Origin of the sequence: Methylomarinum sp. Ch1-1 (genome assembly GCF_030717995.2) — a bacterium.
GTDB lineage: Bacteria > Pseudomonadota > Gammaproteobacteria > Methylococcales > Methylomonadaceae > Methylomarinum > Methylomarinum roseum.
On sequence record NZ_CP157743.1, the window covers coordinates 3,773,116 to 3,786,893 of the forward strand.

General features: G+C 46.3%; 18 protein-coding genes and 1 tRNA gene. 2 read left to right on the forward strand and 17 right to left on the reverse strand.

Going from position 1 to position 13,778, the window contains the following annotated elements:
• Positions 1 to 82 precede the first annotated feature (82 nt).
• Together Q9L42_RS17235 and Q9L42_RS17240 are read left to right on the forward strand one after the other, a co-directional pair.
• Positions 83 to 745, forward strand: a complete 663-nt coding sequence (locus tag Q9L42_RS17235; RefSeq protein WP_349431492.1) for a hypothetical protein — start codon at positions 83 to 85, stop codon at positions 743 to 745.
• A 1-nt stretch (position 746) separates the two neighbouring features.
• On the forward strand, positions 747 to 1,289 hold the full coding sequence (locus Q9L42_RS17240) for a FlgO family outer membrane protein (RefSeq protein WP_305907190.1): 543 nt from the start codon (positions 747 to 749) through the stop codon (positions 1,287 to 1,289).
• A gap of 1,614 nt (positions 1,290 to 2,903) precedes the next feature.
• On the opposite strand, the gene Q9L42_RS17245 is transcribed toward Q9L42_RS17240, so the two are convergent.
• The 17 genes from Q9L42_RS17245 to tpiA all read right to left on the reverse strand — a co-directional run bounded on the left by Q9L42_RS17245 (position 2,904) and on the right by tpiA (position 13,761).
• Entirely contained in the window at positions 2,904 to 3,068 is a 165-nt protein-coding gene (locus Q9L42_RS17245) for a hypothetical protein (RefSeq protein WP_305907189.1), read from the reverse strand.
• 20 nt (positions 3,069 to 3,088) lie between these two features.
• Positions 3,089 to 3,730: a head decoration protein gene (locus Q9L42_RS17250; RefSeq protein WP_305907188.1), complete on the reverse strand. Its 642-nt coding sequence runs from the start codon at positions 3,728 to 3,730 to the stop codon at positions 3,089 to 3,091.
• Between the two features lie 21 nt (positions 3,731 to 3,751).
• Complete coding sequence (locus Q9L42_RS17255; RefSeq protein ID WP_305907187.1) at positions 3,752 to 4,255, reverse strand: hypothetical protein; 504 nt, start codon at positions 4,253 to 4,255, stop codon at positions 3,752 to 3,754.
• Between the two features lie 11 nt (positions 4,256 to 4,266).
• Positions 4,267 to 4,761 carry a hypothetical protein gene (locus Q9L42_RS17260; protein ID WP_349431493.1) on the reverse strand — a complete coding sequence of 165 codons (495 nt, stop codon included), beginning with the start codon at positions 4,759 to 4,761 and terminating at the stop codon, positions 4,267 to 4,269.
• A gap of 85 nt (positions 4,762 to 4,846) precedes the next feature.
• Complete coding sequence (locus Q9L42_RS17265) at positions 4,847 to 5,272, reverse strand: hypothetical protein (protein WP_305907185.1); 426 nt, start codon at positions 5,270 to 5,272, stop codon at positions 4,847 to 4,849.
• A gap of 690 nt (positions 5,273 to 5,962) precedes the next feature.
• Positions 5,963 to 7,387: a DUF3987 domain-containing protein gene (locus tag Q9L42_RS17270; RefSeq protein ID WP_305907184.1), complete on the reverse strand. Its 1,425-nt coding sequence runs from the start codon at positions 7,385 to 7,387 to the stop codon at positions 5,963 to 5,965.
• Positions 7,384 to 8,304 carry a toprim domain-containing protein gene (locus tag Q9L42_RS17275; RefSeq protein ID WP_305907183.1) on the reverse strand — a complete coding sequence of 307 codons (921 nt, stop codon included), beginning with the start codon at positions 8,302 to 8,304 and terminating at the stop codon, positions 7,384 to 7,386. The genes Q9L42_RS17270 and Q9L42_RS17275 overlap by 4 nt, the downstream gene beginning before the upstream one ends.
• An 82-nt stretch (positions 8,305 to 8,386) precedes the next feature.
• Complete coding sequence (locus Q9L42_RS17280; protein ID WP_305907182.1) at positions 8,387 to 8,827, reverse strand: hypothetical protein; 441 nt, start codon at positions 8,825 to 8,827, stop codon at positions 8,387 to 8,389.
• Complete coding sequence (locus Q9L42_RS17285) at positions 8,824 to 9,162, reverse strand: hypothetical protein (protein ID WP_305907181.1); 339 nt, start codon at positions 9,160 to 9,162, stop codon at positions 8,824 to 8,826. The genes Q9L42_RS17280 and Q9L42_RS17285 overlap by 4 nt, the downstream gene beginning before the upstream one ends.
• Positions 9,159 to 9,383 (reverse strand): hypothetical protein, encoded by a 225-nt coding sequence (locus Q9L42_RS17290; RefSeq protein WP_305907180.1) that lies wholly within the window; start codon positions 9,381 to 9,383, stop codon positions 9,159 to 9,161. The genes Q9L42_RS17285 and Q9L42_RS17290 overlap by 4 nt, the downstream gene beginning before the upstream one ends.
• Before the next feature lie 3 nt (positions 9,384 to 9,386).
• Complete coding sequence (locus tag Q9L42_RS17295) at positions 9,387 to 9,875, reverse strand: hypothetical protein (RefSeq protein ID WP_349431494.1); 489 nt, start codon at positions 9,873 to 9,875, stop codon at positions 9,387 to 9,389.
• Positions 9,875 to 10,093: a helix-turn-helix transcriptional regulator gene (locus Q9L42_RS17300; RefSeq protein WP_305907178.1), complete on the reverse strand. Its 219-nt coding sequence runs from the start codon at positions 10,091 to 10,093 to the stop codon at positions 9,875 to 9,877. The genes Q9L42_RS17295 and Q9L42_RS17300 overlap by 1 nt, the downstream gene beginning before the upstream one ends.
• 103 nt (positions 10,094 to 10,196) lie before the next feature.
• Positions 10,197 to 10,988 (reverse strand): hypothetical protein, encoded by a 792-nt coding sequence (locus tag Q9L42_RS17305; RefSeq protein WP_349431495.1) that lies wholly within the window; start codon positions 10,986 to 10,988, stop codon positions 10,197 to 10,199.
• 97 nt (positions 10,989 to 11,085) lie between these two features.
• Entirely contained in the window at positions 11,086 to 12,267 is a 1,182-nt protein-coding gene (locus Q9L42_RS17310; RefSeq protein WP_349431496.1) for a tyrosine-type recombinase/integrase, read from the reverse strand.
• A gap of 229 nt (positions 12,268 to 12,496) precedes the next feature.
• Positions 12,497 to 12,581, reverse strand: a tRNA-Leu gene (locus tag Q9L42_RS17315).
• 26 nt (positions 12,582 to 12,607) lie between these two features.
• Positions 12,608 to 12,991 (reverse strand): preprotein translocase subunit SecG, encoded by a 384-nt coding sequence (secG, locus tag Q9L42_RS17320; protein WP_305907176.1) that lies wholly within the window; start codon positions 12,989 to 12,991, stop codon positions 12,608 to 12,610.
• A gap of 23 nt (positions 12,992 to 13,014) precedes the next feature.
• The gene (gene tpiA / locus Q9L42_RS17325) at positions 13,015 to 13,761 is read right to left on the reverse strand and encodes a triose-phosphate isomerase (protein ID WP_305907175.1); all 747 of its coding nucleotides are present in this window, start codon (positions 13,759 to 13,761) and stop codon (positions 13,015 to 13,017) included.
• Between the last annotated feature and the right edge of the window lie 17 nt (positions 13,762 to 13,778).

Consider the following 13,778-nt stretch of genomic DNA (forward strand, 5'->3'; position numbering starts at 1 on the left):
AAACACTTAGCCTGTATACTGAAATCCGGCATGATGCGAGAAAACTGCATAACAACTTTATCAATTGATCGAAGGAAATATCATGAAAATAAAAACAATAATGTGTCTTACCCTGACTTACACATTATCAGGGTGCGCTTATCAACCGGCAGGAAAATATGAGCGACCCGATGGAATTTCTACAGACGCCCTTACTATCAAAAAAAGCCAACAAATTAAATCAGCTTCCGCATCCCACTGGAATTTATTAGCCGAGAATGAAGCGAAGAATTTGCTACAGCGGGTTAAAGGGCCAGTGATGATAAAAAAACCAAACTTCGCGACTGTTTTCTCCGAAACATATTACGACCTCTTAACTAGCAACCTAGTCAAAAATAATGCCGCAGTTATCAAAGACCCCATCCCATCAGCCACAACCATCTCCTATAAAATAAATGTGGTGACTCATAACAAATCCTCATCAAGACCGGATACTTTTCTCCCACTCTCCACTTTTGTTTATTATGTTACTGCAGAGGCAACCGAAGTCGTCAAAGCCCCTTTCTATGCAATAAAAGATCAACTATTAAAAAACTTGAGCTCGATTACAGAAGTTGTTGTAACCACTCAGGCACATAAGGACAATCTTGTCGTTTCATCTAATTCGAATATTTATTACATAGAAACCAAAAATAGCATGAATTATTTAGGTACCTCCCCTACTACTGGAAATTCCTCAATAAATTTTGACGTAGTAGGAGACTAAAATGAAATATAGAAAAATAATTATTTGTTGCTTTGCCAGCCTAATATTTTTAGGCTGCTCTTCATCACCAAAGCCAACCCCATATAGCCAACTGCCGAAAGATAGGTTAACCGTTTCCCATGGAAAGCTTGCTGCGCAAGCGTTAATTAAACAAGCCCAAAATAGACTGGGTAGAGGAAGCTCAATCATCGTTGCAAGCTTTGTAGATGTCAACGACTTGACGCGCTCAACGGCGTTAGGTCGCATACTTAGCCAACAGTTTGTTACACAATTCACAAACTATGAATATAATGTAGTTGAACTGCTTTTAAGGAAAAATATCTATATTACTGAAAAAGGCGGAGAGTTTCTCCTATCAAGACAAGTCAAAAGCATTAGCAATAAACATCAAGCTAACGCCGTGGTTGTCGGCTCTTACGCTGCCGGCATTGACACGGTCTTTGTTACGGCTAAAGTCGTCGACGTAGCATCAAATCTTGTTATTGCTTCTGTAGACTTCAGTATTCCACTCGACCCTAATACAAGCATGATGCTGAAACAATAGCACTTGTTGCCTAAAATATTTCAAGCTCTACACTCTCTCTACACCTATTCTCAATCACCTTCGGTGGGCGCCTCAAGGTGCCTGCCGTCATAGCGGATGCGGAGAAAAGGGGACAGGAGAAAAGGGGACAGGCTACTTTTCTCATGCTCCACTCTTTTTCTGGGTCTTCCGCGGCGCTTTCCAGCTGACGCTATTACATATCTTAACCAATTTGTTTTGATATAAAAGCAGCCTGTCCCCTTTTTCCGCTGTCCCCTTTTTCCTTGTCCCCTTTTTCCGACTGGATACGCACAACGGCCAATTTTGCCTCCGGTGCGGGGTTTTGGCGGCTTGCTTCGCGAAGCCGCCCTACGTTGGCTACCGGGTGCGGGTAGGGTGTGCTGACGTCAGGAAGCGCACCTTGTTTCGATGCGCTTCACGTTGTTCAGCACATCCTACGCAGGAAGACGACGCTGGACGACGATCGGCTTTACATTGACATCGCAGCCGTGGATTCGCCGACAGGCAATCCGACTGGATACGCACAACGGCCAATTTTGCCTCCGGTGCGGGGTTTTCGCGAAGCCGCCCTACGATGCAGAGCCGCGGCGCAAGTAGTCCGCATGTCGCTGCGAAATGCAGGTCAACGAGGTCCTGAACGATTCAACCGTGACTAGAGTAAGTTAAACGTTTGGGGCGGGTTAAATAACCCGCCCCGACCAGAGGGATGACGCAATATTAACCAATGTGTTGGTTCAGATATTTTTTAATGAGGGAGCCCTGGATGCAGGCCAGTGTCTTATAGACCAAATAGCCGATCTGTCATAGGGCTAATAGCCATATTTTCTTTTGCCTCCCCACACCCCATAAATGCAAAATTTTGACGATGCTGGCTCATTTTTCATGCACACGGTAATAAAGCGTTTTTGAGAGAGTTTCTATTTACACCAATAACGCGCACTTTTTGCCCAGACTCTTAGAATAACGAAACTTTTAACCAATAAAAAAACCCGCTAAGCCTTATGACTTGCGGGTTTTTAAATTTTACCGGATCACTCCGAACTTTAAATTGGTGCGATGGCCTGTCTTGAATAGGATTAATTAAATCTATAAATACAATATCTTATAAAATCAAAATTCATAAGATACCATCAAATATACCATCAAGAAATTAACCTTATCCACACCCCCTCTAACATAACACCGTTCGGCAGACGGCCTTAACCCACATGCTGTTGCCGCAAAGACGCCCCTGGCTCCGTCCTAAGTCAGTCTGACTTTACCGGCATCCAGTCTATTAGCACACTATATGGAAACAATCGATTCCCTAGCATGATTTCATGCCAACTTCATACAGGCCTTTATATTCATAGGATACAGGCCGGCATGATTCTTGATATAGGTAATGTTTCCTGTTAGTAAATAATAGGCTCAGCCTGCCCAATCACGCGGCCATCGCCGTTACCGCCGATAGATCCAACGGCCCAACCGAGTCTATGTGACAGTGGGTCTATGTGTCAGTGGGTCAACGACTGGTGTAGAACCCTCAAACAAAAAAAGAGCCGGTAAAAACCGGCTCAAAGCAACACAGCCAGCGAGCACAGGCTGTTTTACAAAAACTCTACCAAGCCTCAGCTATGGGGCAATTGAAGCCTGGTAACGCTCCTCATCGATCAGCAACTTAACAAAATCGATTTTCCCAAGATCGGTTGATTTTCCTTGTTGCCGGTATCTGGCGTCATAAACTTCTAAATAATGCTCGATCTTGTCTAAAAAGGCATTGATTTCGGTATCGTTCATTACAATTTCGCTCCTAAGTATTATCGAATCATTAAATGATTGCTTTTAAGATGTCCGATCGCGCCCGCCTTTTCATCAGCCGATATGCCGGCCGGCCAAACCAGCAAGCTGTCATTAGCAACAGCCAACCGTTCTATTGCTATGGCTTCAGAATCAGCTAAAGAAGCGTCCACATCATCATATAAAATGGCCGCCGCGTACTGGCTGCCATCGATCCCGGCGGGATTAAGCTGGGTGTATTTCAGGGAACCCTCAGCCACAGTGATGATAAAACGGTCACCCACAACAAAATCAATCGTTCCATCGGATAAAGTGAACGAAAGCCCGCCGCCGGTAAATGCAGCGCCTACGGCACCGATCCCAATCACGTCGCCTTGTGGGTCAGTCACTTGAAATTCACCGCCATCAACCGCCGACGTGGTAACTGTCAGAACATAATCACCCGCTTGGATACCCTCTACAAGGGAAACGGCGCTAAGCGTCCCATCGCCGGTATTGCCGCCGTCAGCTGATGATGAGGCCGCCCCGGTCTCAATTCTGCCCAGTATGGCGCCAGCCTTCAGGTTTTGCCCGGCAATCAAAGTTATTGCCTCTCTAAAAGTTGGGTCAACTTCGCTTAAAAGAAACTCACCGGCACGGTTTTTCTCTGTCAAAATAGCCATCTTTACCACTCCCCAAAAACTTTAATTTGCCGCGAATTCTAGGAAGATTTCCGGCCTAACATTTTCTCTCCTCGGGATATTCATCCCGATAGATTCGGCTTGATGAATAAGGCGCTCTTCATTCGTTTCCAATTTATCCAGCTCGGCATTAATTTTTGCAATCAATGATTTCCGTTCAGCGTTAGGTGGGCCTGCTTCATAATCTAAGGCGCTGATTCTTTGAGCAACGTTTTTTTTGATTTCTTCGCCAAATAAGCTGCATAGCATCTCGCTAAGATTAACCCCCTGGATTCCATCGCCGAGGCCTCTTAAGCCCGTTGTAAATATATCCACATCGGCAAACAGCCGACGAACAAGGCCGGCGTCGTCTGCGTAAGAATCCACTTTTGCGTTAAACCGGCTTATAAGGTCTTCCTTGTTGGGGTTGGCTGTCTCCAACCATTGTTTTTCGTCTTGCAATTCGGTTATTTGATCCCGAATCTTTTTAACGTCATAGATCGCTGTTGTTGCATTGAAATTTGCCATATTGACCGCCCTTATATCCCGCCTGAAATGATTAAGCCGTGAGTGCCTGTCCCGCCTATATTAACGCCGTTTTCTTTCAGAAAATCTTCACAGCGTTGACGTAAGCCAAGGATTAATTGATGTTTTTTTAAAACCTCTTCTCGGTAGGCATATAGCTCGTTTAGTTCTTCGACGGCCGCCAGGTATCTTTCTAGCGTGACCTTTGCCAAGGTATTGTTAATTGGATGAAACTCGTAGGCATTGAGCAAGCTTTCTAAAGGGAAGTCTAAAAACCTGATTGAACCCGGTTTTAAAACGTCTTTTTTTAATTTCCCGGTCCGGACCAAATATTCAAGTTTGTTTTGATTTATCTCCGCAGAACCATCATGCTCTTGAATATTTCTTCTCAGCTCCGCTACATTCTCTTTAAAATGCAAATATTCGTCAGATAACGCCATATATTCAGCGTGTAGAGATTTCGCTTCTCTTTGCAGCTTCTTAAGCTTCGCAATGTTGTACTTAGCCACTATTGACACCTGTTTTAAGTTGTTTTCTCGGATCGCCCCGTAGGGAAGATATTCACAACCATCATATATCGGCATTAGTGAAAAATTAGGCGCTTTCTTTCTTCACAATATCGTGCAGCCCTTTATCTGAATGCGGCATCTTGATACCAGCCTTAAGCGCCCAAAATAAATGGCGCTGCGTATCAGGCAGGTTTTTTGGTGGCTCCTTGTCATATTTGATATTTTCCCAGCGCCCCGCCTCAAAATTTCTTAATATTTCGGCAAGCCTTTCCGATCTACCCCATTCCGTTAAATCATTGTCGTTAATGGAAGTCCAGGCCGCCTTGATATGCCGGTTTCTTTTTTCGCGCCGGAATTGATAATAGAGGCTAGATAACCCTAACGTTGAATCCAGCGAGTAACCGACCTTAATTTTCCGTTCAATGCCTTGCTTAAGCCAGACGGCCACATCAGGACTAAGCGGTTTACCCTGGTCAATTGACCTCAATAGGCTTTGGACCTTATCAATCATTTGCTATTTCCTAATATCTTAGGCGTTCATCTGTATGAACACCTTATTAATAAAATTTGAGAAAAACGACATCATTAGAATAATTAGCCCGAGAAAACACTCTCGGTTAATATTTATAAAAACTATCTAATGCCTTGATTAACAAGGGATACAGAGCATAACCGTATCTTGCTGCCGAGACTATAGAGCCACAAAAATTCAAAAAAACCGGGGTTCGAATTACCCGCTAGGGTGGCATATAGGTACAGGGTCCCCGGCTAATTGGTCTTGCAGTCGAGAGCATGACCAGCCGCCGATCCATAACTAACCTCAGTCGTTTTTATTCTTCCCAGAGCTTTAGTGTGTTTCATTTCTATTGCTGCTCTTGGCTTATGGTTTCTATGCAACCAATAGTCTGAATAATGAGCAAAGCCTAATTTCTGTATCAGTGTCATGTTTCACCAATTGGATTTAATCAAACCAAACTTTCTATTTATATTTAGGCCAGAACTTAGGTAATTTAGGTAACTTAGAGGTATGACGCGGCCTACAGCCGAAGAAACTTAGGTAACTTAGCAAGAACTTAGGAAAATGCCTGTTTAAATAAAAGCTAAGTTTCTGCCTAAGTTTCTGCTAAGTTACTAGCTGTAAGCCTTGTAAACTCTCTAAGTTACTAAGTTCTTAAAGTTCTACGCGGATTTCTAATATTTGTTACACCGTATAAAAAACAGTGGTTCCCTTTCCGGCTTTTCCATCAGGTCTTGGCTTGGTTTCCTGCTTAATCAATGGCGGTGCAGAGTTCAGCAACACATTTAATGCAGTGGTAATCTCCGCCGCTGATAACTTATTTCTGAAGCTGCTCGTAATCGCCGTCCGAGTACATCCATCGTTTTTGGTTATAAACTCCAGCAATGTTTTTGACGTTTCATTAAGCTTTTCAGATTCGGCTTTGGCCGCTAGTGTCTGAAATATGTAACGAACCGATGCTTGCCAATAGTTCACCCAGGCCAACGCCGCATCGATATGTACGCGTTCAATAGTGCTTTTCTGATCGAACAAGGCAAAGATCATTGCCAACATTCTGGTATAGATTTCGGACCGCACCAGCAACGCGCCGACAATGCCGTCATGATCTTTGGTAATCTCTGGGTAATGGTGCGTCCAATATCGCGCCGCATCGGGCGATAACCTGACTTCAAGACGGCCCGGTTTCGTAACATCGCCATTGGTTGCATATTCCACCGCTTCGGCAATCTTGACCGCCAAGCGTTTGATTTCTTCGTTTGGCGTTCGCTTCGGTAAAGGAACGAGTTTCGGCCTAGCTACGTGCAAAATGATGAATCGATTCATGAAACCGGATTGCGCATCAACCGCCGTCATTTTCTCTATCAATTCCGGCGCCGTAATATGCCCCGTTAGGACTACATGCGGATCTGTTGCCGACCATTTCGCATTCTTCACTAGCGGGCTGATCGTCCGACCGTCCCACGTCGTGCGGATAATGGCCGATAAGTTGTTTTTCTCTCGTGAAGCCGCCGCCATTGCTCCGGCAAACTCAGCCTCAACAACCATCAACCGCTTGTCGCTCACGCCATCATCAATGTTATCGCCGCCCTTGCCTTCGATTGGATCACGAATCACCCAACCCAAGCCTTCTCCGGTCGATAAGCCGCCGTCGTGACGTTTAAGACTTGGGAAACCATCGCCCAATAGTTGCCCAACTTCTTGAAAAATTCGCCGTGGCGTATGCTCCGCCGTGCCTTTTCTCGCCTTGCCGGTTTTACCCACATGCAGAAAAAATGGCCTTGCATGGCATAATCCATCACCGATGTCCTGATAAGCGACACGGCCAATTGAAGCGCAAAATAACGCAATCACATTCGACGCAACCGCCACCTGGGACGCCTCACTATGAGCGGTTGCCACCTCCACAATGTCCTTTAAAAAACCGTGATAAGCCGCCGCCGCCAGCACTGGCGGCGGGTTTAACAAAGCATTCTGTTTTTCAATCTCCTGATCTATCTGTGCATCGTGTCCCACTTCCGCCACCTGATCTAAGATTATGTCCTTGGTTGCATCAATTCCTTTTTCAACAAGCACATCGTTAAAATCGACAGATTTCACTTGTCTTGTCATGTCGCTGATCTCCAGGTGGGATAGATCACAATCCCGCCAACCGCGCGCGCCGCGTCAGTCGCTTTGGTTCTCCCAGGATTATCTTGATTATCGATATCGTCATCCGCGCATAAAACAATTTTCGCCAACGGATAGCGTTCACGCACGGCGACAGCGACAGGCCGTAAATTTCCGGCATCGAAGGCAATGAATACGATCCACCCTGTTGCCATTCTAATACTGGCTCCGGTCGCGTACCCTTCCACAATTGCTAGAAAATCATTTGACTTGATACGCTCACCCAGAATGCAAAAACGCCCTTTTTTTACAGTTCCAGTTAGAAATTTTTTATTGCCATCGCCATCGATGAACTGTAATCCGGTCAGCTTTTTATCAAAACCATAAACCGGCAAAACGATGGATCCCCGCGTAAAGCGCGTATTGAACGCCGCCACTTTTTTACGCTGAAGATAGGCTGATCGTCCACGACACGGCAACTTTGCCCAAATCTCCGCCGCCCGTTGTGCCGTTTCCTCGATCTGGCTTTGTCGCTCTTGCTCCGCTTCAATACGCTTGCGTTCCTGTTCTGCGGCATATCGCCGGCGTTCTTCTTTTGAAAAAGTCCGAATAGCCTGCAATCCGACATTGTAGGAAAAAGTTTCAGCCCCTTTAAACCAGCCGAACGACCCGGCAACTAACTCTTTTCCATCATCCAGTCTGAATGGAAAAAGAACGTACCAGGCCCGCTTTTTGTTTTTCTTCGGTTCCCAGTCTGGCCGGAAACGATGCAACGCACCGTCCACAATAAGATCACGCTCAGTCAGCCCTGTTAGGCCTACGGCAAGCATCTGCTCGATAACATTCTCCAGGCCGCTTTTATCGATTACGCCTGTCTCCGCGCACGTAACGCCGCGACAGGCCTCATTAGAATCAGTCATTTTTAAAACTCCTTTTCGCCGGGTTCAAAATCCGTTACAATTGCTTTGTAGTTTTTTGGGATATGAACCCGGCTTAATCTGGTCAATTAAGTCGGGTTTTTTGTTGCCTACGGATAAACCGCTCGGCCTTGCCGTGCAGCTTGGCCGCTTCTGCCGCATTAACGCTGGGCTTGAAGTCATCCACCACAAACACGGCATCACCTTTTCTGCCCTTACCTGTTTTCTCACCGAGACCTAGCCAAGCAATAGGTTTCGCATGACCGCGCACATCACCGATGGGCTGCTGAATACTTGCTAATATCGCGGCCCTTCCTGGCTCATCGATCGATGAAAACAAAAAAGTCATACCCGCGACATAGGCGCCTGGTCGTATTTTCTTGATTTTCTGCAAAACCGTGTTTGCTTGGGCCTCTGTTGCATACATCGGCGACAACGCAATACCAATCTCGTTACCTTTATCCATCTTGACCTGGTAGGCAAAAACAGCGGCGGGGAATAATTTTCTAGTGGCGCTAATATTCACGGCATCACCTCCTTGATTTGCTGCTCGATCTCGTAATACTCGGAATCAAGCCAGCGGGAAACATGGCGGATATGCAATATCTCATGGAACAGGCGGAAGCCTTCCGCATCCAGGCGGATCAGTTCACCCAGGGAATGGTTGAAAGGTTGATCGGTGCGGTAGGCGCTAATAAAGGCATCAGCTAGAAATTGCCCACTGTGGCCGCCGTCCTTGACGCGTTTCAGCAATAAATCCGTTTCCAAGGGCATTGGATCGAGGCCGCGCTCTTGGGCCTGCCTGGCTAGAATCTCATCAAGTGATCGCTTTCTGGGTGCTTCAATGGTGATAGGGTTCATGATTCACCCCCATAAATGGCATTGAACTGGGTGTTGAATTCCCGATGCAGTTGCAGCAATTCGGCAACGGTCAATTGCTCGACCGATTTCCCGGTTTGCTCAATACGGCGGTTTAATCCGGCGGTGTAATGGCAGTTTGACCCGGCAATGTCGCCGATCTCCAGGCATACATCGATTAACGCCAATTCCTTGGCTTGTGTTTCTGTGGTTGATATAGCCATGATTCAACCCTCCATCATGCCGATGAACTTCAAGCCATAACGGCCTTGCAGTTCTGGCAATAAGGCTTGGATTTGCGACGAAGATAGGCCGCGACAGACTAACGTCTTAACGCCGTTGACGTGTTTGAAAAGGTCGAATTTTGATTGAATGTTGCCCTGAGGTTTGGGCGGATTTTGGGTGTGATTAACCATGACGGTAGCTCCTGTATTGAGGATGTAACCGCCTCTCATTGGTCTCAATCGTTGGGAGGCGGGCTGCACTGGGTTGAGACTACCGGATACAGGAACCGGCCAGGCCGAAGCCTGCCCAATGCAGCCCACCATGACAGATTTTAAGCGGATGAATCCCGCTTTAATTTTTGATGGGCAATAAAAAACCGCATGAATCGCGGCCTTTTGGCCTGTAATTTCCGGGGTCTCAATCCCGGCACTCGTTTTTTGCGAGTGCGGGTTAATCTTAGCCGCCGTTTTGTTCGCTGTCAATGCCAACATCACGCGGACACCTCATCGATGAGGCGTTTAATATCTTCCACCCGCCAGGCGGAACAGCGCGGCGATAGCTTCACCGGCGCTGGGTAACGACCGGCTTTTACGCCTTCATACCAGCTTGTTTTTGAAACAGGAATAACGGCAGGAATGCCTTTTTTTGGATCGCCGATTATTTGCGGCAATCGAAGATAACCCGTACTGGGTAATTGATGAACACTCATGTAAAACACCTTGCCTTTAACGGCTTTAGTTGAACGTGAGTGTATTTTGAATGACAGGTTATTTTTTGTCGGTATGAATACGTTTAGAAAAAACGACTCATATTTAAACTTTTTTCTTTTTTTGACTTTGTTTGAAGTTTTTCACATCTTGAACACAAATTGATTCATCTCCTAGCGAAACCTGCAAAACATCCGCTAATTCCTGTTCTGTAATATTAAGGATTGTTGAAGGCAATTGCCTTATTTCAATTTGATGGTCAATAACCTTAAAAAAATGCTCGCAGAAAAAATTGATTTTACCGGCTTTTTTTGGCGTCATCGCGTCATCTGAAACCTTAAAACCCATTGAATACTGGCGGGATATTTCATCGATGATATTTGGAATATCTGGGAAGTATTTAAATTCAATTCCCTTTATAGCCTCATTAACTCCACCAGCTATCCGATCATTAAACCTATGGCGAGTTTCAGAATCCGCTTGATTATCAGCCGCATTCTTTATTAATTCAAATGGACAGCAATCTGCACTCTCGAAAAAGCCATATTTTGAGCCCAACAATTGAGCCGCTTTTATTTGTCTCGATAAGCTATCCGCCGTCTTTGATATTTCCGCCAGTTTTTCATCATATTCATTCTTAGCATCACTAATTTCTTTTTTCTTTTCCCGTGCATAATCGCTTGAACATTCAACCAATATTTGCAGAAAAATAGCCCAATATAACCCCTCTGAACCCTGAGATTTTTTGATATTTTTATCTATATGCCAGAAAGCCTTGATAAAACCTGAATCCTGACAATCAAGCAAACGCTTAACCACAGGACCATCACGCTTCATGAAATGTTTTTCAGAATCGGCCAATACAGAATGCGCCCTTTTAGGCAATCTGGAACTCATACGCACCCCATCAAAGTGCATCATCACTGAAAGGAAACCGGGCAAGCTGGGTGATGAATCCAGCGTTTCAGCCGCTAAACCTAGCCCGGCAATATGATTATACCTGTTTCCTGATCGGTATCACCTCAGCGCCGTTTTTAAGGCCGTCCAGGTAATCGGCCCAGGCTTGCATCATGCGGCGGCGTTCGTCCAGGTATTGCGCCCGGTTATAGGCCGCCCGCACCTGATCCCTTGGCATGTGTGATAATTGCCGCTCGATCGCGTCAGGACTCCAGCCTTGTTCGTTCAATAGTGTACTTGCCGTTGTTCTGAACCCGTGCGGCGTTACATCGTCATTGGTGTAACCCATCGCCCGTAGCGCCGTTCTAACCGCATTATCGGACATGGGACGGCCATCGTTACGGCTGGAAGGGAAAACATACCTCCCGGCCCCGGTAAGCGGCTCGATCTCGCGCAAAATCGTGATAGCCTGATCGGAAAGCGGGACAATGTGCTGAATCTTCGTTTTTGTGACCAGATATCGCCATTCCTTTGCTGTAAAGTCGATATCAGCCCACTCCATTGCCCTGATTTCTCCAGGGCGCTGGAACAATAACGGTGAAATTCTTAAAGCTTGCTGAACCACAAACGTTCCGCTATAGGCATAAATTGCCCGCATAAGCTGACCCACGTCCTTGGGTTCGGTCAATGCCGTGCGATGTTTCGCCTTATGCGCTGGTATTTGTTTGGCGACCGCTTGCGCCGGGTCGTACCCAGTTAAGCCGTGCGCTATGGCATAGGCGTAAATTTCGCTTATTTCGGCCCGGATACGGTGTGCCGAATCTATTTTGTGTTTTTCGACCAATGGCCTTACCACGTTGAACACATCCGGCGACTTCACGTCTTTAACCGGGGTTTGCCCAATAACCGGAAACACATGCAGTTCAAAGCGTCGAAGTTTTTTCTTGTGCGTCATCGGCTCGATGATTCTTTGTTTTGCCTTAAACCACAGCATAGCCAAATCGATAAACAAGTTACTATCGGTTTTCTTTTCCTGCATGGGGTCGATACCGTCAGCAATTTGTTTCCTTGCTTCGTCGCGCTTCTCTCTGGCCTTGGCAAGCGTTACATCGGGATACCCCCCGATGGACATGGTTTTTTGCTTGCCTTGAATGCGGTAATTAAACCTAAACAACTTGCTGCCAGTGGGATTTATGAGCAGATAAAGCCCTTTCTCGTCAGTGAGCTTATAAGGCTTCTCTTTCGGCTTGGCGTTCTTGATAGCTGTATTCGTCAACATTTGATGGTATCGCCTTTAAAATTTTAAACGCTGCAACCCATTGTTATTAATAGGCTTTTAACGATTTTGATGGTATCGTAAAAATTTATACTCTCGATACCATCAAAAATACCATCAAAAATGCCCGGCTGCCAGTGGTTTTTACCGGACACTAACGGACATAAAAAAGCCCAAAGTCTTGATAACTCTGGGCTTTCTGGGTTTTTTCCGGGCTTCCCGGACTTGCATCTGGTGCCGATGGCCGGACTTGAACCGGCACGACCTAAGTCACCACCCCCTCAAGATGGCGTGTCTACCAATTTCACCACATCGGCTTTTTTTCTTTACCTGTCTGTATCAATTATTCGCCGCCTTTGGCAGATTCCTTAGCTTCATTAACCACTTGCTGAGGCACTTCTTCCTGAGCAACTGGCGCCGCACCACCTTCCACTAAAGGCACGTCAGCTTTAACATCTTCGACTGCCGGGGCATCCATGATGTCGGTTTGCTCTTCCTGATAACCGCCTAATACCGCCAAACCCAGACTGGTCGCAAAGAATAATGTTGCAAAGACCGCTGTCGTTCTCGATAAAAACGAAGCCGCACCCTGAGCACCAAACACCGAGCCAGAGGAAGCGCTACCAAAAGCCGCGCCAGCATCGGCGCCCTTGCCTTGCTGCATTAAAACCAAACCGACCACACCTAAGCCCAATAAAACATGGACAACAATAATAACCTGATACATATGTTTTTTATAACCGCTATAAATTAAATCGAGCGATAAATGCTCAAAAAGGAGTCAGCATCTAGAGAAGCGCCACCAATCAACCCACCATCGATATCAGGCATCGCAAACAACGCTTTGGCATTATCAGGCTTAACGCTACCGCCGTATAAAATCTGGATCTTATCGGCTATTTCCTGACTTTTCTCAGCAATACGCTGACGAATATATTTATGGACTTCCTGAGCCTGATCATCGCTCGCTGTTTTACCGGTGCCTATCGCCCAAACCGGCTCGTAAGCGATCACAGAGTTCGCTAAGGCGTCAATTCCCGCCATATCGATGACGGCATCCAATTGCTTGTCGATAACGGCAAAGGTTTTGTCCTGTTCGCGCTCTTCCAGAGTTTCTCCGACACATAATACTGGTATTATACCTTGTTTCTGCGCCTGACAGAATCTTGCCGCGACCGACTGATCGCTATCGCCGTAGTAAGAGCGTCGCTCGGAGTGTCCAACCAAAGCATAGGTGCAACCACAATCTTTCAACATAGCCGCCGAAACTTCGCCGGTATAAGCGCCTTTTTCTTGGTCGGCCACATTTTGCGCGCCCAGAGCCAGTGGAGTGGATTCGATAACGCTGCGCACATCGGATAAATAGACAAATGGAACACAAACCGCAACACCCTGATCACCCGATTCCAAACCGGCAACGATAGACTGCGCAAGCGCCAGGCTCTCCGCGCGAGAACCATTCATTTTCCAATTTCCCATAACCAAAGATTGTCGCATCACTTACTCCAGGCAAA